16 protein-coding genes are annotated in these 21,028 nt (G+C 65.9%); 7 read left to right on the top strand and 9 right to left on the bottom strand.

Annotated elements, in window-relative coordinates:
- The first annotated feature begins 32 nt into the window (after positions 1-32).
- A complete protein-coding gene (locus ACFFJ6_RS01405; protein ID WP_378385696.1) occupies positions 33-713 on the top strand; it encodes a Crp/Fnr family transcriptional regulator in 681 nt (226 codons plus the stop codon).
- A gap of 993 nt (positions 714-1,706) precedes the next feature.
- Here ACFFJ6_RS01405 and ACFFJ6_RS01410 read toward each other — a convergent pair.
- From ACFFJ6_RS01410 to ACFFJ6_RS01430, 5 genes are all read right to left on the bottom strand, one after another.
- The gene (locus tag ACFFJ6_RS01410; protein WP_378383587.1) at positions 1,707-4,790 is read right to left on the bottom strand and encodes an efflux RND transporter permease subunit; all 3,084 of its coding nucleotides are present in this window, start codon (positions 4,788-4,790) and stop codon (positions 1,707-1,709) included.
- On the bottom strand, positions 4,791-5,753 hold the full coding sequence (locus tag ACFFJ6_RS01415) for an efflux RND transporter periplasmic adaptor subunit (protein WP_378383589.1): 963 nt from the start codon (positions 5,751-5,753) through the stop codon (positions 4,791-4,793).
- A 239-nt stretch (positions 5,754-5,992) separates the two neighbouring features.
- Complete coding sequence (locus ACFFJ6_RS01420; protein WP_378383591.1) at positions 5,993-6,625, bottom strand: OmpA family protein; 633 nt, start codon at positions 6,623-6,625, stop codon at positions 5,993-5,995.
- A gap of 120 nt (positions 6,626-6,745) precedes the next feature.
- Positions 6,746-8,239 carry a caspase family protein gene (locus ACFFJ6_RS01425; protein ID WP_378383593.1) on the bottom strand — a complete coding sequence of 498 codons (1,494 nt, stop codon included), beginning with the start codon at positions 8,237-8,239 and terminating at the stop codon, positions 6,746-6,748.
- 169 nt (positions 8,240-8,408) lie between these two features.
- Positions 8,409-8,906 (bottom strand): MarR family winged helix-turn-helix transcriptional regulator, encoded by a 498-nt coding sequence (locus ACFFJ6_RS01430; RefSeq protein WP_378383595.1) that lies wholly within the window; start codon positions 8,904-8,906, stop codon positions 8,409-8,411.
- 130 nt (positions 8,907-9,036) lie between these two features.
- Here ACFFJ6_RS01430 and ACFFJ6_RS01435 point away from each other — a divergent pair, with 130 nt between their 5' ends.
- From ACFFJ6_RS01435 to fahA, 6 genes are all read left to right on the top strand, one after another.
- Positions 9,037-10,653 (top strand): FAD-dependent oxidoreductase, encoded by a 1,617-nt coding sequence (locus ACFFJ6_RS01435; RefSeq protein WP_378383597.1) that lies wholly within the window; start codon positions 9,037-9,039, stop codon positions 10,651-10,653.
- Positions 10,650-10,871 (top strand): DUF2783 domain-containing protein, encoded by a 222-nt coding sequence (locus ACFFJ6_RS01440; protein ID WP_378383599.1) that lies wholly within the window; start codon positions 10,650-10,652, stop codon positions 10,869-10,871. Before ACFFJ6_RS01435 ends, ACFFJ6_RS01440 begins: the two co-directional genes overlap by 4 nt.
- A 203-nt stretch (positions 10,872-11,074) precedes the next feature.
- Positions 11,075-12,028, top strand: a complete 954-nt coding sequence (locus ACFFJ6_RS01445; protein ID WP_378383601.1) for an MBL fold metallo-hydrolase — start codon at positions 11,075-11,077, stop codon at positions 12,026-12,028.
- A 54-nt stretch (positions 12,029-12,082) separates the two neighbouring features.
- Positions 12,083-13,429 (top strand): homogentisate 1,2-dioxygenase, encoded by a 1,347-nt coding sequence (gene hmgA / locus ACFFJ6_RS01450; RefSeq protein ID WP_378383603.1) that lies wholly within the window; start codon positions 12,083-12,085, stop codon positions 13,427-13,429.
- Positions 13,426-14,091 (top strand): maleylacetoacetate isomerase, encoded by a 666-nt coding sequence (maiA, locus tag ACFFJ6_RS01455; RefSeq protein ID WP_378383605.1) that lies wholly within the window; start codon positions 13,426-13,428, stop codon positions 14,089-14,091. The genes hmgA and maiA overlap by 4 nt, the downstream gene beginning before the upstream one ends.
- Before the next feature lie 193 nt (positions 14,092-14,284).
- A complete protein-coding gene (gene fahA, locus ACFFJ6_RS01460; RefSeq protein ID WP_378383607.1) occupies positions 14,285-15,553 on the top strand; it encodes a fumarylacetoacetase in 1,269 nt (422 codons plus the stop codon).
- 164 nt (positions 15,554-15,717) lie between these two features.
- Here fahA and ACFFJ6_RS01465 read toward each other — a convergent pair whose 3' ends face one another.
- The 4 genes from ACFFJ6_RS01465 to ACFFJ6_RS01480 all read right to left on the bottom strand — a co-directional run bounded on the left by ACFFJ6_RS01465 (position 15,718) and on the right by ACFFJ6_RS01480 (position 20,965).
- Complete coding sequence (locus ACFFJ6_RS01465) at positions 15,718-16,827, bottom strand: CaiB/BaiF CoA transferase family protein (RefSeq protein WP_378383609.1); 1,110 nt, start codon at positions 16,825-16,827, stop codon at positions 15,718-15,720.
- A gap of 199 nt (positions 16,828-17,026) precedes the next feature.
- Positions 17,027-17,827, bottom strand: coding sequence for an FAD binding domain-containing protein (locus ACFFJ6_RS01470; RefSeq protein WP_378383611.1), 801 nt, complete (start codon positions 17,825-17,827; stop codon positions 17,027-17,029).
- A 185-nt stretch (positions 17,828-18,012) separates the two neighbouring features.
- Entirely contained in the window at positions 18,013-20,367 is a 2,355-nt protein-coding gene (locus ACFFJ6_RS01475) for a xanthine dehydrogenase family protein molybdopterin-binding subunit (RefSeq protein ID WP_378383613.1), read from the bottom strand.
- A 112-nt stretch (positions 20,368-20,479) separates the two neighbouring features.
- Entirely contained in the window at positions 20,480-20,965 is a 486-nt protein-coding gene (locus ACFFJ6_RS01480; protein WP_378383615.1) for a (2Fe-2S)-binding protein, read from the bottom strand.
- Positions 20,966-21,028 lie beyond the last annotated feature (63 nt).

The following is a 21,028-nucleotide window of genomic DNA, read 5'->3' on the forward strand; positions in this document are numbered from 1 at the left end:
GTTACGCAACGCAGGGGGAGATGATCATCGCGATGGATACGCAGTCGGAGTTCGCGGTGATGCTGAAGCTCAATCCATTGTTCGCCGAGTTGGGGACCGAGGATCTGAAGCGGATCGCTGCACTGTCGCATACGCGACAGATCGCAGCCGGCGAGGTCCTGTTCCAGAAGGGCGAGCGAGGCGACGCGCTGTTCGGCGTCCGCAACGGCCAGATCCGGATCGAGGCTCCGGCCTCTGACGGCAGCCGCCTGACCCTGAATTTTCTCGGCCCGGGCGAGCTGGTCGGCGAAGTCGCCGTGCTGGATGGCCAGACCCGCACCGCCGATGCCACCGCGGGCGAGCCCACCGAGCTGTTCGAGCTGCGGCGCGAGGATTTCCTCGATCATCTCGAGCGCGAGCCGAAGGTTGCTGTAAAACTGATCGGGTTACTCAGTCAGCGCATTCGCTGGATGAGTGAGCGCATGGAGGAATCGGTGCAGCAGCCGCTGCCGGTCCGCTTGGCACGTCGGCTGTGCGCGCTCGCCGCCGATTTCGGGTCCGAGGTGCACATCTCGCAGGAGCAACTCGGCATCTTCGTCGGCGCCGCGCGCGAGAGCGTCAACCGCCAGCTCCAGACCTGGCGCAAGGACGACATCCTCGACGTCTACCGCGGCCGCATCCTGCTGAAGAACATGGGCCGCCTCACAGCGATGGCCCGCAGCCAGCAACGCTGAGCCCGCGGAGCGCAGCTCGCGCAGTCTGCGATGACGAGCAGGCGCCGATGACACCGGCGGAGCACTAAGCTCCCGCAGAGGCGCGCGCCTGACCGCGCTCATGTTCAACTAACAACCTCTCCGCCGTCATTCCGGGGCGCGCGCAGCGCGAACCCGGAATCCATATCCCGTGGACTCACGGTGGCGCACAGCGTTGCCGCGCTCGAGCTTCATCACGGAGCGCGGGGGGTATGGATTCCGGGCTCACGCGCTGCGCGCGTGCCCCGGAATGACGAACGAGGGGTTTGCCCTGCATGATTTAAGTAAGAGCTGATGCCGAGGGCGCTCTTGACAAAATTCCTAGAAGGACTATAGTCCGCATCAACCCGCCCCGAGGAGAGGGGCGTTTCGCGATCGTCACGGTTCGCGGGGCGGGTGGCGATGGACGGCGGGGCGCCAGGCGCAGACGCCGGCGGGGAGGGTGGGCATTCCCCATGACCCCGACGGCCGACACGCTGACGACGGCACCGCGCCGGACGGCCAAATCGTGTGGTCCCGATGCCGCGCGTGGCATCAACCCGAGGAGCAGCCCCGTCCAAATCCGGACCGGGAAGAGCTTATCGGGGATGGCGACGAAAAACCGTGTCGTCCGCCGGGGAGAGCGCGACATACGCCGTTAACACCGTCGCGCGCGGAACGCCGGAGGTCTCCGGTGTGACCGTGGTGACTGACTCGTGTGCTTTTTACTTATGCACACGAGGCCGCGGGTGCATCGGCACCCGGCGTTCCGCGCGCCCTCTTCAAGGGAGGGCGAGGGGACTGCGGCAAACCTCGGGCGCATCGCGCCGCGAGATCGCGAAGGCGTGGCTGTTTGATAAATAGAGCGCTTCGACGTGGTGCCATGGGGCTGCGCCGCCTTCCGACGTGATCGCCCGGCTCGACCGGCCGATCCAGCAGCGCAGAGCGTATCAACGCAAGCCGCGAGGTTCTCAAAGCTAGCGTCATCCCCGCGTATCAGCGCCGGACTTCGCCTTCCGGCTCGCCGCGATGGCTCAGCAGCCTGCTGCCGAAGCGCCAGAAGAAGCGGCCGATGTCGTCCATCATCATGAACACGGCGGGCACGAAGATCAGCGACAGCACGGTCGAGAAGATCAGCCCGCCGATCACCGCCAGCGCCATCGGCGAGCGGAATTCGCCGCCGGCACCGAACGCCAGCGCGCTCGGCATCATGCCGGCGACCATCGCGATCGTGGTCATCACGATCGGGCGGGCGCGCTTCTGGCCGGCGTCGATGATCGCCTCTTCGCGGCTCTTGCCGGCGCGGATCGCCTCCAGCGCGAACTCCACCAGCATGATGGCGTTCTTGGTGACGATGCCCATCAGCATCAGAATGCCGATCCACACCGGCGTGGTGAGCTGCTTGCCGGTGATCAGCAGCGCGCCGATCGCGCCGCCGATCGATAGCGGCAGCGAGAACAGGATGGTGATCGGCTGCAGGAAGGTGCCGAACAGCAGCACCAGCACCGCATAGACCATCATCAGGCCGCCGGTGATCGCGGTGGCGAAGCCGTCGGATAGTTCGGCGAGGCTCTCGGCATCGCCCGACGGGCTGACGCGGACGCCCTTCGGCAGCGATTTCATCACTGGCAATTCGGCGATCTGTTTCTGCGCGTCGCCGAGCGCGGCGTTGCCGAGCAGGTCGGCCGCGACGGTCGCCTGCCGTTCGCGGTCGTAGCGGGCGATGCTGGTCGGGCCCTGATCGAACTTGACGTCTGCCACCACCGACAGCGGCACCGAGCCGCGGCCGCCGAAGATCGGCACCTGCAGTTGCTCCAGCGTCGGCAGGTCGCCGCGCGCGCTATCCTCGAGCTGGACGCGGATCGGCACCAGCCGGTCGCCGGCGTCGAATTTGGCCAGCGCCGGGCCGACGTCGCCGATGGTCGCGACGCGGATGGTCTCGGACAGGCTTTCGGTCGAGACGCCGAGCCGCGCGGCGAGGTCGGCGCGCGGCACGACGCGCAGTTCGGGCCGGTCCAGCGACGTTTCAGAGATCACATTGGAGACGATCGGGATCCGCTTCATCTGCGCCGCCAGCTCCTGGGCGACGTTGTTGACGATGTTGCTGTCGGCGCCGGTCACCACCAGCGCGATCGCCCGCAGGCCGTTCTCGTCGAGGAACCAGTAGCGGATGTCCGGGACCAGATCGAGATCCTTGCTGATCGCCAGTTCGAGTTCGCGCTGGGTGAGTTTACGGTCGCCCTTCGGCGTGTAGTTGATGATCAGCGAGGCGCGCCGCACCTCCTGAATGCCGGGCGGCACCCGGCCGCCATCGACGAACACGCTCTTCACCTCCGGCCGCTTGCGCAGCATGGTGACGATGCGCTCGGTGGTCTTCTCGGTGGTACCGATCTGGGTGCCGGGCGGCAGCTCCATCGCCATCACCGAACGCGCCGTGTCCTGCGCCGGCAGGAAGCCCTGCGGCAGCAGCACGATGCTCCAGATCGAGGCGGCGAAGATGCCGAGCCCGATCAGCACGGTGATGTAATAGTGCTTCACCGACCAGGTGACGAGCCGCGTATAGGCGCGCAGCACACGGCCCGGCGGTTTCTCCACGTGCGGAACGTCTTTGAGGAAGTAAGCGGCCAGCACCGGCGTGACGAACCGCGCCGCCAGCAGCGAGAAGAACACCTGCACCGAGACGGTGATGCCGAACTGCTTGAAGAACTGCCCGGCGATGCCGGACATGAAGCTGGCCGGCGCGAAGATCGCGATGATGGTCAGCGAGATCGCGATCACCGCGAGGCCGATCTCGTCGGCGGCCTCGATCGCCGCCTCGTAAGGCGACTTGCCCATCCGCATGTGGCGGACGATGTTCTCGATCTCGACGATGGCGTCGTCGACCAGGATGCCGGTGGACAGCGTGATGGCGAGGAAGCTGACGAGGTTGAGCGAGAACCCCAGCATGTCCATCGCCCAGAACGCCGGGAAGATCGACAGCGGCAGCGAGATCGCCGCGATGACGGTGGCGCGGAAGTCGCGCAGGAACAGGAACACCACGATCACCGCGAGGATCGCGCCCTCGAACAGCGTCGAGATCGCGGCTTCGTAATTGCCCTTCGTATAGTCGACCGAGGTATCGATCAGCTTGAGGTCGACATCCGGATGCTGCGCCTTCAGCGCATCGATGCGCTTCTGCACCGCCTCGGCGACGACGACGTCGCTGGCGCCCTTGGAGCGCTTGATGCCGAGCGCCACCACCGGCTCGCCGTTGACGCGCGCAAACGTGCGCCGGTCCGCGATGGTGTCGGTGACGGTGCCGAGATCGTCGAGCCGGATTTCGCCGCCGGACGGCAGGCTGATCATCGTGCCGGCGAGATCGTTCAGCGTCTTGGCGCCGGCCAGGGTGCGGATCGCCTGATCGTTCTTGCCGATCTCGGCGCGGCCGCCGGCGAGATCCACATTGGTGCCGCGCAGCCTGCGCGACACGTCGAGCGCGGTGAGGCCGGCGGCTTTCAGCCGGTCGGGATCGAGCGACACCAGAATCTCGCGCTCGACGCCGCCGATGCGCTCGACCTGGGCGACGCCGCGCACGCCTTGCAGCGCGCGCTTGACGACGTCGTCGACGAACCACGACAGCTGTTCGGGCGTCTTGCCGGGCGAGATCGCCGCGTAGGTGACGATCGGCAGGCCGATCACGTCGACGCGCTGGATCAGCGGTTCGTTGACGTTCTGCGGCAGGTTGGCGCGGACGCGCGTCACCGCGTCCTTGATGTCGTTGAGCGCGCGGTCGGTGTTGGTCTCCAGCGCGAACTGGATGGTGGTGACGGACAGACCGTCGGTGACCGAGGACGCGATGTGGCGCACGCCTTCGACACCGGAGACACCGTCCTCGATGGTCTTGGTGACCTGCGCCTCGAGCTCGGCCGGCGCGGCGCCGAACTGCGCGACCGCGACCGAGACGACGGGAATGTCGGCGCTCGGCAGCCGGGTGATCGCCAGCTTGGTGAAGCTGATCCAGCCGAGCGCCAGCAGGATGATGGAGAACACGATCGAGGGCAGCGGATGCCGGATCGACCAGGAGGAGACGTTGAGGCCCATTTAGCGCACCCGCGATCGGTCGAATTCGTCCTGGACGATCGGCTTGATCAGATCGCCGTCGTGTAGCGAGGTGCCGGCATCGGCGACGACGAACTCACCCTCGCGGACGCCTTCGAGTACTTCGATGCTGCTGTCCGACACCAGCCCGATCTTCACCCTGCGGGTCTCGACGGTGTTGCCCTTCACCACCTGCACCTTCAGATGATCGACCGCCTGCCTCGGGATGGCGACGCCGCAGCTGCGCCGCGCGTCGATCGTGGCCTTGACGAACAGGCCGACGCGCAAGGCCGGCGAGTTGGTGACGGAGATCCGAACCTTGCCGAGCTGGGTCTTGCGGTCGATCTGCGGCGCCACCAGCCGCACCTTGCCGACGAGATCCGGGCCGTCGTCGCGGCCGATCCGTGCCGGCGCGCCGGGCGTCACCTTCAGCGCCTGGATGCTCGGCACTTCGGCCTCGACCTCGAGTTCGCTACCGACGGCGATGCGTGCGACCGGTCCGGCGAGCGGCGAGGCCGGCGCGCCGACCGCGGTGCGCAGTTCGGTGATCAGTCCGGCGGCCGGGGCGCGGAGCGAGCGCGCGCCGGTCGCGCCGACCAGGCGGACCAGTTCCTGATTGTCCGTGACGACATCGCCTTCGCGCACCAGCACCTCGGTGACCTTGCCCTCCGTATCGGCGATCACCACGGCCTCCTTGCGCGGCACCACGAAGCCGGTGACGCGGACCATGTCGGAAAAGCAGGCATTGGTCGCCTTCGCGACAGTGACCGGCACGCCGTTCGGCGGGGGCTCGGCTTTTTCGGCGGCGAATGAAGGAGCGAGCACGATGACGCTCGCGAAGCAGCTCAGGGCCGCGCAGGCGCCGAGGATCGCTGCGCGCGACACGCCGCGCCGCGGTGACGATCGCCGAGGCGTCTTGATCCATAACTCGGTCATCGGCGCACTCGCGTCATCGGCATGCTTCATGACATCTCGGCTGATGGTGCGCCGCACCTGTGGGTCGATCGATGCGCGGCCAAACCGCTCATGGCGCTGCGGAAATCTACACAGGGCGACCTCACCGCAAAAGGGCAAAAGCGCTCTGCCAGCAGCGTGGCGGTGGGCACCAAAGCCTCCTCCCGTCATCGTCCGCGGGATACTGGGTCGCCCGGGACGAGCCGGGCGATGGAAGTGGATGATGCGAGGGCGAGGGGCTCAGGCCCAAGTCATTTCGCCGCAGTCGTCTGGCTGGTCATGTTGACGACCTGCACGCGGCGATTGGACGGATCGGCCGGATGCGCTGCGTCCTTCGGCTTGCTCTTGCCGTAGCCCACGGTGACGAGATCGCTGCCGGCGATGCCGAACTTCTCGACCAGCGTCCGCTTGATCGTATCGGCGCGCCGCTCGGACAGGTCCTGATTATACGCCTCGCTGCCGATGCTGTCGGTATGGCCGGCGACCACGAAGGTCGATCCCTTCAGATCCGGATTGGACAGCGCCTTGCCGAGCGCCTCGACGGCCGGCGCGGCCTTCCGGCTGATATTGGCGGAGTTGTAGTCGAAGGTGATTTCGAGGTCGATCGCCGGCTTGTCCTTCGCCAGCGTGGCGATCTGCTCGCGTTCGCCGAGCGAGAGCGACCGCGACGGCCGGTTGCGCAGCGTGTCGACGAATTGCGTTTCGGTGGGATCGGCGGCGCGCGGGGCCGACAGGCTGCGCGTTAGCGGCTTCTTCGGCGCAAGCGCGCGCAGGATCTGGTCTTCGGTCGCATCGTCTGCCGCGGCGGCGATGCCGGCGCCGAGCGCCATGGCGCCGATGGCGAGGATGGTGCGGGCAAGCACGAAGCTGGATGTGGTCGACATGGCGATACCTCTGCGTCGTTCGGCGCTGTCTGCAGCCAGGTTACGTGGCCGGTCAGGTCGTCTCGACTCGTCGTCGCAGCCGGGGCGGCTGAGGTTCAATGCCCGCAGGCCATGGCGCGGTCATTCGACCCCGTAGCCGGCGTATTCCTTGACAATATTCGGATCCAATCCCTTGGCGGTATTGATATCGATATCGCCTTCGGACTTCAGGCCGAGCCGTTGCCGCGCAAGGCCCCGTCCATACAGCGACGAGGTCAGCCGCGGATTAATCTTCAGCGCGGCATCGAAATCGGCGACGGCGTTCTTGTACTGGCCGTTCTTGAGGTTGAGCAGGCCGCGGCTGTCCAGCGCATCGACGAAATTCGGCCGCAGCCGCAGCGCCTCGTTGCAGTCCTTGAGCGCTCCGGGCAGTTCGTTGATCACGGTTCGGACCCAGCAACGGTTGTTGTAGGCCTCGACGTCGCGGGGATTGAGCCGGATCGCATCGTCGAAGTCCTTCATGGCCGACCAGTATGCGCCCTTGCTCGCATAGACCTGCCCACGCCGATAGAACGCGTTGGCGTCCGTCGGATTTTCGTCGATGCGGTTGCTGAGGTTCTGCACTGTCGGGTCGTCGCGCAGCGACAGCCGCACCTTCTCGTCGTCCTGCTTCGGATCAGAAGGCGATCCGGTCTTGGTCGCGCCGAGTTCTTTGGAGAGTTCCTTCGGCACGTCGATCGGCTGCGGCAGATCGATCTGCTTGGCGAGGTCGACAGGCTTATTCGGCTCTATCGTCGGAGGTGGCGCAGCCTTGGCGTCGGCGGCGGGAACCGTTGCGGGCTTTGGCGTCGCGCCGTCCGCTGTTGCTTGCCCGGTTGCTGGCACGAAGGCGAAATCGTTCGCCAAGGACGACGAGATCCACGGCACCTGCTCGCTACGCGATGCGCGGGTGACGCCGACGCGGGTGCGGTTGAGCGCTTCCTCGGCGCCAAGGCCAGGGACGCGGATTTCCTTCAGCAGTTCGGTGACGAACAGGCTGCGGTCGCCGCCATTGTCGCCGACCACCGAACTCAGCGCCGCGGAGTACATCACCAGCGAATTGCCGGGCGCGATGATCGGCGCGAGGCCCGCCGAAAAGCTGCGGAACCGGCGCTCGAACGGATTGCGTCGCGACGCGTCGATCAGTGCGATCTTGACGGTGGCGCCACGGCTGTTGAGTTCGCCCAACACGGTTTCGAGGCTGACGCCGTCGCGGCGGACGTCCGGTTCGGTCCAGATCTGCGCATCGACCGGGATCATGTAGCTCTGCCGACCGGACTGGATGCCGAAGCCGCTGAAAAACACCAGCGCGACCGATCCCGGCTTGGTGCGTGTGTATAATTTGTCGAAGGCGCGTCGCATCGCATCGCCGCTGAGGTTCTCGCCGACATCGACGTCGAAGCCTTGACGCTTCAATTCGTCGGCGAGATCGCGGGCGTCGTTGACCGGCTGCTTGAGCGGCTTTTCGGCGTCCGGATATTTCGCATTGCCGATCACCAGCGCGACGCGGGCGCCGCGATCCTCCGCGGCTGTCGATGGGAGCGGGGACGCCATCAGCAGAGTGAGGACGATGAGTAGCGCACCTCGGAGCTTCATTCCAACGCCGATCCTTGAAGGGACGCCGATCCGGGCAAGCCGGAAGGCGATCCGAATGCGATCGTCGCCTTCATAGTATCAATCGGCCGACCTCGCCACTGTCGCTTACGTCGCGGCACGACGCGGAGAGGTTCGTCCATCGGTCACCGAAATGCCGTGATTGGGTCCGTCAGCCCGCCGAGACCTTGGGTTTGACGGCCGGCCCGTCGTCGTGGCCATGGCTGGCCTGGATCAGGTCGAGGTGCCGTTCGATCTTGCCGAGCGCGTCGGCGAGGCTGTCGCGCTCGCGCGCCGACAGGCACGACAGGATCTCCTGTTCCCTGCGTTTCAGCCGCGGCACCAGCTCGTGATACAGCGCGCGCCCCTCGGGCGTGAGGCGCAGGCGCAGCTCGCGGCGATCATCCTCGTTCTCGACGCGTTCGATCAATTCGCGCTCCAGCAGTGCATTCACCGCCCGGCTGATGGTCGATTTGTGCGTGCGGGTGCACTGCGCAATGAACTGCGCCGTGCAGGCGTCGTCGCGAAAGCCGAGCGTCGCGAGAATGCGCCAGCCCGGAATATCGAGGCCGTAACGCTGCTGATACTCCTCCGCCAGCGCCGTGCTGACTTCGGCGGCCAGCCGGTTGAGCCGAAACGGCAGGAAGGAGAACAGATCGAGCTTCACCAAAATTTTCTCCCGGACCGGGTTGCGCCTCGGCTCGGCACCGGCTTAGATGGTTGCAAATGAAACTATCATGCAGGAGGACGCCTTGACCAGCGATTTGCCGCGACCGCAGCGTCCGCGAGGCTGAACGCCGATGGCGGAGCGCAAGTCCTTCCAGTTCGGCTATCGCCGCCACCCGGATCAGGACCGCCGGGACCCGGCGCGCCATCCGGTGGTGATCGTCGGCGCCGGGCCGGTCGGCCTGTCGCTGGCGATCGATCTGGCGCAGCGCGGCCAAAGCGTCGTGCTGCTCGACGACGCCGACCGCATCGGCGAGGGCTCGCGCGCCATCTGCTTCTCCAAGCGCTCGCTGGAAGTCTGGGACCGGCTCGGCGTCGGCGCGCGCATGGTCGAGAAGGGCGTCGTCTGGCAGGTCGGCAAGGTGTTTCGCCGTGGCGAGATGGTGTATCGCTTCGATCTCTTGCCCGAGACTGGCCACAAGATGCCGGCCTTCATCAACCTGCAGCAATACTACGCGGAAGCCTTCCTGGTCGACCGCGTGCAGGAGCTGCCGCAGATCGACCTGCGCTGGCGCAACAAGGTGACGGCGCTCGCTCAGCACAATGATCACGCGGTGCTGACGATCGAGACGCCGGATGGGCCGTATCGGCTCGCCGCCGACTACGTCGTCGCCTGCGACGGCGCGCGCTCGGCGCTGCGTGGTCTGGTTGGCGCGGAGTTCGCCGGCGAAGTGTTCGAGGATCAGTTCCTGATCGCCGACGTCAAGATGACGGCGGAGTTTCCGACCGAGCGCTGGTTCTGGTTCGATCCGCCGTTCCATTCCGGCCAGTCGGCGCTGCTGCATCGCCAGCCCGACGATGTCTGGCGCATCGATCTGCAGATCGGCGCCGACGCCGATGCGGCGGTCGAACGATTGCCGGAGAACGTCCGGCCGCGGATCGAGCGGATGCTCGGCCATGGCGATTTCTCATTCGAGTGGATCTCGGTCTACAAATTCCAGTGCCGCCGGATGCAGCGCTTCCTGCACGAGCGCGTGATTTTCGCCGGCGATAGTGCCCATCAAGTGTCGCCATTCGGCGCGCGGGGCGCGAATTCCGGCCTTGAGGACAGTGAGAACCTTGCCTGGAAGCTGGCGCTGGTGCTGCGCGGCGATGCGCCCGCGAGCCTGCTGGACAGTTACGAGGTGGAACGCAGCCAGGCCGCCGACGACAACATCCGTCACTCGACGCGCTCGACAGATTTCATCGCGCCGCATTCCAAGCAGGAGCGACGGCTGCGCGACGCGGTGCTGGCGCTTGCTCAGGACGTCGATTTCGCCAAGCGCATGGTCAATGCCGGAAGGCTGTCGACGCCCTCGGTGTACGACAGCCCGCTGTCGACACCCGATGTTGATACTTGGGCCGCTGGTCCGCGCCCGGGCGCCGCGCTGATCGATGCGCCGCTGTGCTCTGCCGAAGGCGCGGCGCTGTTTCTCACAGATGCATTCACGCAGGCGGGCCGCAACTTCGTGCTGCTCGAAAGTGCCAACGGCGCACGCGCGCCGCTGCCTGCCGGCGTCGCCAGTCTCCGGATCGGCGCCGACGCGCCGCTGCGCGATGAGCAAGGCGCGTTCGCGCAGCGCTACGACGCCGTGCCCGGCTCGGCCTATCTGCTCCGCCCCGATGGCTATGTCGCCGCTCGCTTCCGGCATCCCACCGCCGCAGCGATCGAAGCCGCGCTGGCGCGGGCGAGCGGGAGGGCCGCGTTGTGAGCGCCGCGCTGTCGACAACCAGCAACTTCCCCGATCCGGACGCCGCCTACCGGCTGATCGTCGAGGCGCATCGCGGCATCAGCGACGAGCAGAGCGCCGCGCTCGACGCCGCCCTGGTGCTGATCCTCGCCAACCACATCGGCGACCTCGCCGTTCTGCGCGACGCGGTCACGCTGGCGAAGCGGCGGGTGGTGGATGAGCAGCAGGCGGCGTCGTGAGGGGATGAAGTGAGGCGAAGTTTGCCGAGGGCAAAGCCTCCAAGTTCGTCATTCCGGGGCGCGCGCAGCGCGAGCCCGGAATCCATAACCACCGCCGGGAGTATGGATTCCGGGCCTGCGCCCCAACAGGGGCGCATCCCGGAATGACGAACCCAAAGACTGGTACGTAAATCAAACTAATCGACCAACACTAAGGACCACACATGGCCAAGGGTTTCGCCTCCACCACCGACCTCGCCGAGAAGAAGGTGACGTTCTCCGAGATCGGTCCTGATCTCTACGCCTTCACCGCGGAAGGCGATCCGAATTCGGCGGTGATCGTCGGCGAGGACGGCTGCCTGGTGTTCGACGCGCAGGCGACGCCGGCGATGGCGGGCAAGGTGATCGAGCGGGTTCGCAGCGTCACCGACAAGCCGATCAAATACGTCGTGCTGTCGCACTATCACGCGGTGCGCGTGCTCGGCGCATCGGCCTACGGCGCCGAGGGTATCGTCGCCTCGCAGGAGACCTATCGGCTGATCGAGGAACGCGGCCAGCAGGATTGGGATTCCGAATACGGCCGCTTCCCGCGGCTGTTCCAGGATGCCGAGAGCATTCCGGGGCTGACCTGGCCCACGCTGGCGTTCGACGGTGAGATGTCGATCTATCTTGGCAAGCGCGAGGTGCGGCTGATGCAGCTCGGCGCCGGCCACACCTCGGGGGACATCGTCGCCTGGGTGCCCGACGCCGAAGTGATGTTCACCGGCGATCTCGTCGAGTATCACTCGGCCTGCTACTGCGGCGACGCATATTTGCGCGAATGGCCGACGACGCTGAACGAGATTCGCGACTTTAACGCGAAGGCGATCGCGCCCGGTCGCGGCGACGCGCTGAAGGGGCTCGAGACGACGCGCGAGGCGATCGCGATGACCCGCGATTTCGTCGGCACGTTGTATGGCGCCGCCGAAATCTCGGTCGCCAGGGGCCACAGCCTGAAGGAGACCTGGGACGCGACGCGTGAAAAGATGGATCCGAAGTTCTCCAGCTTCGCCATCTACGAGCACTGCCTGCCGTTCAACGTGGCGCGCGCCTTCGACGAAGCGTCCGGCATCGACGATCCGGTGATCTGGACCGCCGAGCGCGACCGCGAGATGTGGGCTGCCCTGCAGGGCGGCTGATAACGCTCATCGTCCCGGCGCGCCGGGATCATCCCAGACCGATCGGAGGATGACATGAACATCAATGCCGCACCGCAGATCCTCGGCCATGGCTCGCAGGGCGTCACGCCCGGCTATATGTCGGGCTTCGGCAATTCGTTCGAGACCGAGGCGCTGCCCGGCGCGCTGCCGATCGGCCGCAACTCGCCGCAGCGCGCGGCGTACGGTCTCTACGCCGAGCAATTGTCCGGCTCGCCGTTCACGGCACCGCGTGGTGCCAACGAGCGCTCGTGGCTGTATCGCATCCGGCCCTCGGTGAAGCACTCCGGCCGCTTTGCCAAGGCCGACGGCGGACTGTGGCGCTCCGCGCCGTGCTTCGAATACGACATGCCGATCGCCCAGCTGCGCTGGGACGCGCCGCCGATGCCGCAGGAGGAACTGACCTTCCTGCAGGGCGTGCGGACCATGACCACCGCCGGCGACGTCAACACCCAGGCCGGCATGGCGACGCATATGTATCTGATCACCAAGTCGATGGTCGATCAGCACTTCTACGATGCCGACGGCGAGCTGATGTTCGTGCCGCAGCAGGGCAGCCTGCGGCTGGTCACTGAATTCGGCATCATCACCATCGAGCCCGCCGAGATCGCCGTGATCCCGCGCGGCGTCAAGTTCCGGGTCGAACTGGTCGATGGCCCGGCGCGCGGCTATCTGTGTGAGAACTACGGCGGCGCCTTCACGCTGCCGGAGCGCGGCCCGATCGGTGCGAATTGCCTGGCCAATTCCCGCGACTTCCTGACCCCGGTTGCCGCCTATGAGGACAAGGACACGCCGACCGAGCTCTACGTCAAATGGGGCGGCTCGATGTATAGCACGAAGCTGCCGCATTCGCCGATCGACGTCGTCGCCTGGCATGGCAACTACGCGCCGTACAAATACGATCTGCGGACCTACTCGCCGGTCGGTGCGATCGGCTTCGATCATCCCGATCCGTCGATCTTCACGGTGCTGACTTCGCCCTCGGAAACGCCCGGCACGGCCAACATCGACTTCGTGATCTTCCCGGAGCGCTGGATGGTGGCGGAAAATACATTCCGGCCGCCGTGGTATCACCTGAATATCATGTCGGAGTTCATGGGGCTGATCTACGGCGTGTACGACGCCAAGCCGCAAGGCTTCGTGCCGGGCGGCGCGTCGCTGCACAACATGATGCTGCCGCACGGCCCGGACCGCGAGGCGTTCGATCACGCGACGAACAGCGAGCTCAAGCCGGTGAAGCTGACCGGCACGCTGGCGTTCATGTTCGAGACCCGCTATCCGCAGCGCGTCACCGAATATGCCGCGACCGCCGGCACGCTGCAGGACGACTACGCCGATTGCTGGCGCGGTCTCGAAAAGCGCTTCGATCCGACCCGGCCATGACCCGCATCGCCCCGCAGGACGAGCACGACGGCGCCGTGCTGTACGGTTACTTCCGCTCGTCCGCCGCCTATCGGGTGCGGATCGCGCTCAATCTGAAGGGCATCGTCGTCGCCGAGCGCTACGTGCACCTGCGCAACGGCGAGCAGAATCTCGAGGCCTATCGCTGGATCAATCCGGCTGGGCTGGTGCCGTATTGGCGCGAAGGCGACTTCAACCTCGCGCAGTCGCTGGCGATCATCGAGTATCTCGACGAAACCCATCCCGAGCCGCCGCTGCTGCCGAAGGACCCGCAGGCCCGCGCGATCGTGCGCGAGATCGCCTATGCGGTCGCCTGCGACATCCATCCGGTCGGCAACCTGCGCATCCTGAAGCGCTTGACCGAGCTGGGTGTCGACGACATCGAGCGCGCGCGCTGGTCGAAGGAGTGGATCGAGCAGGGATTTGCGGCGATCGAGGCACGGCTGGCGCAGACGCCGGGCCCGTTCGCCTATGGCGATGCCCCGACGCTCGCCGATCTCTGCCTTGTGCCGCAGATCTTCAACGCCCGCCGCTTCGACGCCGACCTCGCCCCGTTCGAACGCATTCGCCAGATCGAGGCGGAAGCGATGAAGGTCGAAGCGTTCATTGCAGCGGAGCCGGGGCGGCAGCCGGATGCGGAGTAACTTGTTTCGTGATTGCGAGCGAAGCGAAGCAATCCAGGTTTCTTTGGCGCGAACTAACAACGTCATGCCCGGGCTCGTCCCGGGCATCCACGCAAGCAGCGCAACCGCAACAAACACGTGGATGGCCGGGACGAGCCCGGCCATGACGGCGGGTTTATGAGTTGATGTCGCAACTAACGACTTAGGATTCAGTATGCACCCGAACGATCCGCGTCTGCGCTCCTTCATCGACGTGAAGGCTGATTGCGACTTTCCGATCCAGAACCTGCCGTACGGCGTGTTCTCGACCGCAGCCAATCCTTCACCGCGAGTCGGTGTCGCGATCGGTGAGTTCGTGCTCGACCTTGCCGCCTTGCAGCGGGTGAAGCTGCTGCATCTGCCGGACGGCGTGTTCGCGCAGCCCTCGATCAACGCGTTCATGACACTTGGCCCAAAAACATGGACCAAAACTCGAGACTGGATCAGTGTGTTGTTGCAGCATGACACTCCCGAGTTGCGCGACAATGCCGAGCTACGCAGACAGGCGCTCATCCCGATGCGCGAGGTGAAGCTGCATCTGCCGCTCCGCGTCGAAGGCTTCACCGATTTCTATTCGTCCAAGGAACACGCTACCAATGTCGGCACGATGTTCCGCGACAAGTCGAACCCGCTGCTGCCGAACTGGCTGCACATTCCGATCGGCTACAACGGTCGCGCCTCGACTGTCGTCGTCAGTGGAACGAAGATCCATCGCCCGCGCGGCCAGCTCAAGCCGCCGTCCGCCGAATTGCCGAGCTTCGGGCCGTGCAAGCGGCTGGATTTCGAACTGGAAATCGGTGTCGTCGTCGGGCAGTCGTCGCCGATGGGATCGATGCTGACCGAGCAGCAGGCCGAACAGATGATCTTCGGCTTCACGCTGCTCAACGACTGGAGCGCGCGCGACATCCAGCAATGGGAGTACGTGCCGCTCGGGCCATTCCAGGCCAAGGCGTTCGCGACGTCGATCAGCCCGTGGATCGTCACCCGCGAGGCGCTGGAGCCGTTTCGCATGCATGGCCCGGCGCAGGATCCGACGCCGCTGCCGTATTTGCAGCAGCAGGGCGCCAACAATTACGATATGGCGCTGGAAGTCGCGCTGCGGACGCCGGCGATGAACGCGCCGGCGCGGATCAGCGCCACCAATTTCAAATACATGTACTGGTCGTCGGTGCAGCAGCTCGTGCACCACGCCTCGAGCGGCTGCGCGATGAGCGTCGGCGATCTGCTCGGCTCCGGCACGGTGTCGGGGCCGACGAAGGATCAGCTCGGTAGCCTGCTCGAACTGAGCTGGAACGGTAGCGAGCCGGTGCAGCTGCCGGGCGGCGAGGCGCGCGGCTTCCTCGAAGACGGCGACTCGCTGGTGATGCGCGGCTGGTGTCAGGCCGATGGCTACCGCGTCGGATTTGGCGAGGTCGAGGGGACTGTGCTGGCCGCCGGAGAGTAGCTTCCGTGTCCCGGACAAGGCGCGCCGCGAAGCGGCGTGCCGCAGATCTGGGACCCCGGTTACTACTCGATCGCCGGAGCAACCGGGGCCCCGGATCTGCAGCGCACTCCGCCGCTGCGCGGCGCAGTGCACTTTGTCCGGGGCACGTACTCGGATGTTGTGATTTACTTGCCGCCCCACTCTTTCGCCAGCGCGGCGAGGTCAGTCTTGATCGGTGCGCGCACTGTCGACGGCGTGCGCAGGAAGCGCGGGGCCGGCGCCGGTTGCGTATGGCCTTCGTGCTTGATGAAGACCTCGCGCGCAACCATGTGCGGATGCTTGGTGGCTTCCGACATCGTCAGCACCGGGGCGAAGCAGACGTCGGTGCCTTCCATCAGCTTGCACCATTCGTCGCGCGTCTTGCTCTTGAACACAGCGACCAGCTTCTGCTTCAACTCCGGCCAATTCTTCGGATCCATCTGGCCGTCGTACTGCGCGTCGGTCAGCCCGGCGAGTTCGCGGAGCAGAGCGTAGAACTGCGGCTCGATCGAGCCGATCGAAATGAAGGCGCCGTCCTTGCATTCGTAGGTGCCGTAGAAATGCGCGCCGCCGTCGAGCATGTTGCTCTCGCGGGCTTCCTTCCAGCGGCCGGCCGCGGTCATGTCGAAGAACATCGTGATCAGCGACGCGGCGCCGTCGCACATCGCGGCGTCGACCACCTGGCCCTTGCCCGAGCGCTTGGCTTCGAGCAGCGCGGCGAGAATGCCGACCACGAGGTACAACGAACCGCCGCCGAAATCGCCGACCAAATTGAGCGGCGGCACCGGCTTGTCGGCCGGGCCGATCGCGGCGAGCGCGCCGGTGATCGAGATGTAGTTGATGTCGTGGCCGGCGGCCTGCGCCAGCGGGCCGGTCTGGCCCCAGCCGGTCATGCGGCCATATACCAGCTTCGGGTTACGGCCGAGCACGACGTCGGGGCCGAGGCCGAGCCGCTCCATCACGCCGGGGCGATAGCCTTCGATCAGCGCGTCGGCCTGATCGAGCAGCGTCATCACGCCGGCGACCGACTCCTTGTTCTTGAGATCGACCTCGACGACCTTGCGGCCGCGCGCGGCGGCGCCCTGCGGCTTCTGGCCGGCGCGCACCAGCGTGATCACCTCGGCGCCCATGTCGGCCAACAGCATCGCCCCGAACGGGCCCGGACCGATGCCGGCGAATTCGACGATGCGGATGCCGGTGAGCGGGCCGCCGGCGGCGGTCTGCGAAGTTGCGGAGGGCGAGGCTGACTGTTGCACCTTGGGTGTCCTTTTGTTGTTGTCCGCAGCAGCGGAGCGTGATGGTCGCGGCGAAATCACCACGGTCGCCCGGTCCGGGGCAAGCGGCTTTTCAGCGCAGCGCTGCATGCAGCCATGATGCGGCAGTGCAACAGGCGCCAGAAACGCAAAACGGCGCGCTCGATGCGCGCCGTCTGCCGTCGTGTGGAATAAGTGTTTGTCAGCCGGCGGAGTCAACCGCGCGCTGCGCCATGACCTTGATGAGATTGGCGCGATAGTCCGAGGTGCCGTGGATGTCCTCGATCAGGCCGTCGTCCGACACCTTGACGCCATCGAGCGCGGAGGCCGACCAATTGGCCTTCAGCGCCTCTTCGATCACCGGCACCCGCATCACGCCGTTCTGCGACGCGCCGGTGGCGGCGACGCGGATCTCGCCGGATTTCAGCTTGGCGACGAACACGCCGGTCAGCGCGAAGCGCGACGCCGGGTTGCGCATCTTGGAGTAGCCGGCCTTTTCCGGGACCGGGAACGAGATCGCGGTGATGATCTCGTTGTCTTCCAGCGCCGTCATGAACAGACCCTTGAAGAACTGATCGGCCGGGATCTCGCGCTTGTTGGTCTTCACCGTGGCGTTTAGCGCCAGCACGGCGGCCGGATAGTCAGCCGCCGGATCGTTGGTGGCGACCGAGCCGCCGATCGTGCCGCGATAGCGCACCGCCGGATCGCCCAGCACCGAGGTGAGATGCGCGATCGCCGGGATCATGCGCTTCACGTCGGCATTGCTGAGGATGTCGTAGTAGGTGGTGGCGGCCTTGATGGTCAGGCTGTCGCCGCTGGCCTCGATGCCGATCAGCCCCGGGATCTTGGCGATGTCGATGACGTCGCTCGGCGCGGTGAGGCGTTGCTTCATCACCGGCAGCAGCGTGTGGCCGCCGGCGAGAAACTTCGGGTCGCTGCCCTTGCCGAACAGCGCCACGGCTTCGTCGACGCTGGAGGCGCGGTGATAATTGGTCGAGTACATGGATATCTCCTTCCAGAGATCAAATGTTCATCTGTTAACGGGCCCTTCGTCATTGCGAGGAGCGAAGCGACGAAGCAATCCAGCTCGGTGCAGGGCGTCTGGGATTGCTTCGCGGAGCCTGTGCCCGGACCGCTCGTCGCGCGGATCCGGGTGCTCGCAATGACGTGTCTACACTCCGTCGCCTGTTACTCCGCCGCTTGCTGCAGCTGCATCGCGTGCCAGACGCGATCCGGCGTCGCCGGCATTTCCAGCCGGTTGGTGCCGATCGCGTCGGTGATGGCGTTGATCACCGCCGCCGAGGCACCGATCGCGCCGGCTTCGCCGCAGCCCTTGATGCCCAGCGGATTGCCCGGGCACAGCGTCGTGGTGTGCGAGACGTTGAACATCGGCACGTCTTCGGCGCGCGGCATCGCGTAGTCCATGAACGACGCGGTGACGAGCTGGCCGCTCTCGTCGTAGATCGCGTGTTCGAGCAGCGCCTGGCCGATGCCCTGCACCAGGCCGCCATGGACCTGGCCCTCGACGATCATCGGGTTGATGAGACGGCCAAAATCGTCGACCGCCACGAAGTTGACGAACGACGTCTTGCCGGTGCCGCGATCGACCTCGACTTCACACACATAGGAGCCGGCCGGGAATGTGAAGTTGGTCGGATCGTAGAAGGCGCTTTCCTTCAGGCCCGGCTCCATGCCGTCCGGAAGGTTGTGCGCCGTGTAGGCGGCGAGCGCGACCATCGGCAGCGCGATCGACTTGTCGGTGCCGGTGACTTTGAACTCGCCGTTCTCGATGACGATGTCGTTCTCCGACGCTTCGAGCTGATGCGCGGCGATCTTCTTGGCCTTGGACTCGACCTTTTCCATCGCCTTGACGATCGCCGACATGCCGACGGCGCCTGAGCGCGAGCCGTAGGTGCCCATGCCGAACTGCACCTTGTCGGTGTCGCCATGCACGATCGACACCTGATTGATCGGGATGCCCAGCCGGTCCGCGACGAGCTGCGCGAAGGTGGTCTCGTGGCCCTGGCCGTGGCTGTGCGAGCCGGTCAGGATCTCGATGGTGCCAACCGGATTGACGCGGACTTCAGCCGACTCCCACAGGCCGACGCCGGCGCCGAGCGAGCCGACCGCCTTCGATGGCGCGATGCCGCAGGCCTCGATGTAGCAGGAGAAGCCGAGCCCGCGCAGCTTGCCCTTGCTCTTCGCCTCGGCCTTGCGGGCCGGGAAGCTCGCATAGTCGATCGCCTTCAGGGCGGCGTCGAGCGAGGCATTAAAGTCGCCGGTGTCGTAAGCCATGATCACCGGGGTCTGGTGCGGGAACTGGGTGATGAAGTTCTTGCGGCGCAGCTCGACCGGATCGACCTTGAGTTCGCGGGCCGCGGTTTCGACCAGCCGCTCCAGCAGATAGCAGGCCTCGGGTCGGCCGGCGCCGCGATAGGCGTCCACCGGCGTGGTGTTGGTGTAGACACCCATCACCTCGGCATAGATCGCCGGGATGTTGTACTGGCCCGACAGCAGCGTGGCGTACAGATAGGTCGGCACCGATGACGAAAACAGCGACATGTAGGCGCCGAAATTGGCGTGGGTGGTGACCCGCAGCCCCAGCATCTTGTTGTCGGCATCGAACGCCATCTCCGCCTTGGAGACGTGGTCGCGGCCGTGCGCGTCCGTGACGAACGCCTCGGAGCGGTCGCCGGTCCACTTCACCGGGCGGCCGGTGCGCTTGGAGGCCCACAGCGCCACCATCTCTTCGGGATAGATGAAGATCTTGGAGCCGAAGCCACCGCCGACATCGGGCGCGATCACCCGCAGCTTGTGCTCGGGAGCGACGTTGTAGAACGCCGACAGCACCAGGCGGGCGACATGCGGGTTCTGCGAGGTGGTGTAGAGCGTGAAGTGCTCCTCGGCGGCGTTGTAGTCGGCGAGCGCGGCGCGCGGCTCCATCGCGTTCGGCACCAGGCGGTTGTTGGTCAGCTCGAGCGAGACGACATTCTTGGCCTTGGCGAACGCTTCGTTGACCGCCTTCTGGTCGCCGATTTCCCAGTCGTAGACCACGTTGCCGGGGGCTTCCGGGTGGAGCTGCGGCGCGCCGGCGGCGATCGCGGACTTGATATCGGCGACCGCCGGGAGCTCCTCGTAATCCACCACGACGGCTTCGGCCGCGTCGCGGGCGAGGTTCTTGGACTCGGCGATCACAACCGCGACCGCCTGGCCAACGAAGCGCACCGTTTCCGGCGCCATCGCCGGCCATGCGCCCATCTTCATCGCCGAGCCGTCCTTGGAGTGGATCGCCCAGCCGCAGATCAGATTGCCGATCTTGTCGTCGACGATCTGCTGACCGGTCAGCACGTCGACCACACCGGGCATCGCCTTGGCGGCTTCGACGTCAATGCTCTTGATCTTGGCGTGGGCGTGCGGGCTGCGCACGAAATGCGCATGCGCCATGCCGGTGATCTTGACGTCGTCGACGTAACGGCCCTTGCCGGTGATGAAGCGTCGGTCTTCCTTGCGAACGACCCTGGCGCCAATTCCCTCGATGCCCATCTGCATTTTCTCCCTTGGGTCTGCCTCTGCCGCGCGCGGTTTTCAGGCGTCGCGGGTCGCAGCCATCATTCGAATGTGTGGTCGGCGACAAAAACGGGTGTGGGCAGGCGGCCTATTCGGCAGCCTGCGCCAACTTCATGCGGGAGGCAGCGTCGAGCACCGATTTGACGATGTTGTGATAGCCGGTGCAGCGGCAGATGTTGCCTTCGAGCTCCTGGCGCAGCGTGTGCTCGTCGAGATCGCTGCCGTGGCGGTTCACGATGTCGATCGCCGACATGATCATGCCGGGCGTGCAGTAGCCGCACTGCAGGCCGTGGTTATCGCGGAACGCCGCCTGCATTGGGTGCAGTTCGTCGCCGCGGGAAATGCCTTCAATCGTGGTGATGTTGGCGCCGTCGACCTGGCCGACCAGCGTGGTGCAGGACTTCACGGCGCGGCCGTCGATATGGACGACGCAGGCGCCGCATTGGCTGGTGTCGCAGCCCACATGGGTGCCGGTGAGGTTGAGATGATCGCGCAACAGATGGACCAGCAGGGTCCTGTCTTCGACCTCCGCAGTCACGGCTTTACCATTCACAGTCAGTGAGACTTTGGACACGCCCGATCCTCCCGGTGGAATTTGTAATTGTTCCAATTAGAAGCACGGCCGCAGGAGTTTGCA

This window comes from Rhodopseudomonas telluris (assembly GCF_042432815.1).
Lineage (GTDB): Bacteria > Pseudomonadota > Alphaproteobacteria > Rhizobiales > Xanthobacteraceae > Rhodopseudomonas > Rhodopseudomonas telluris.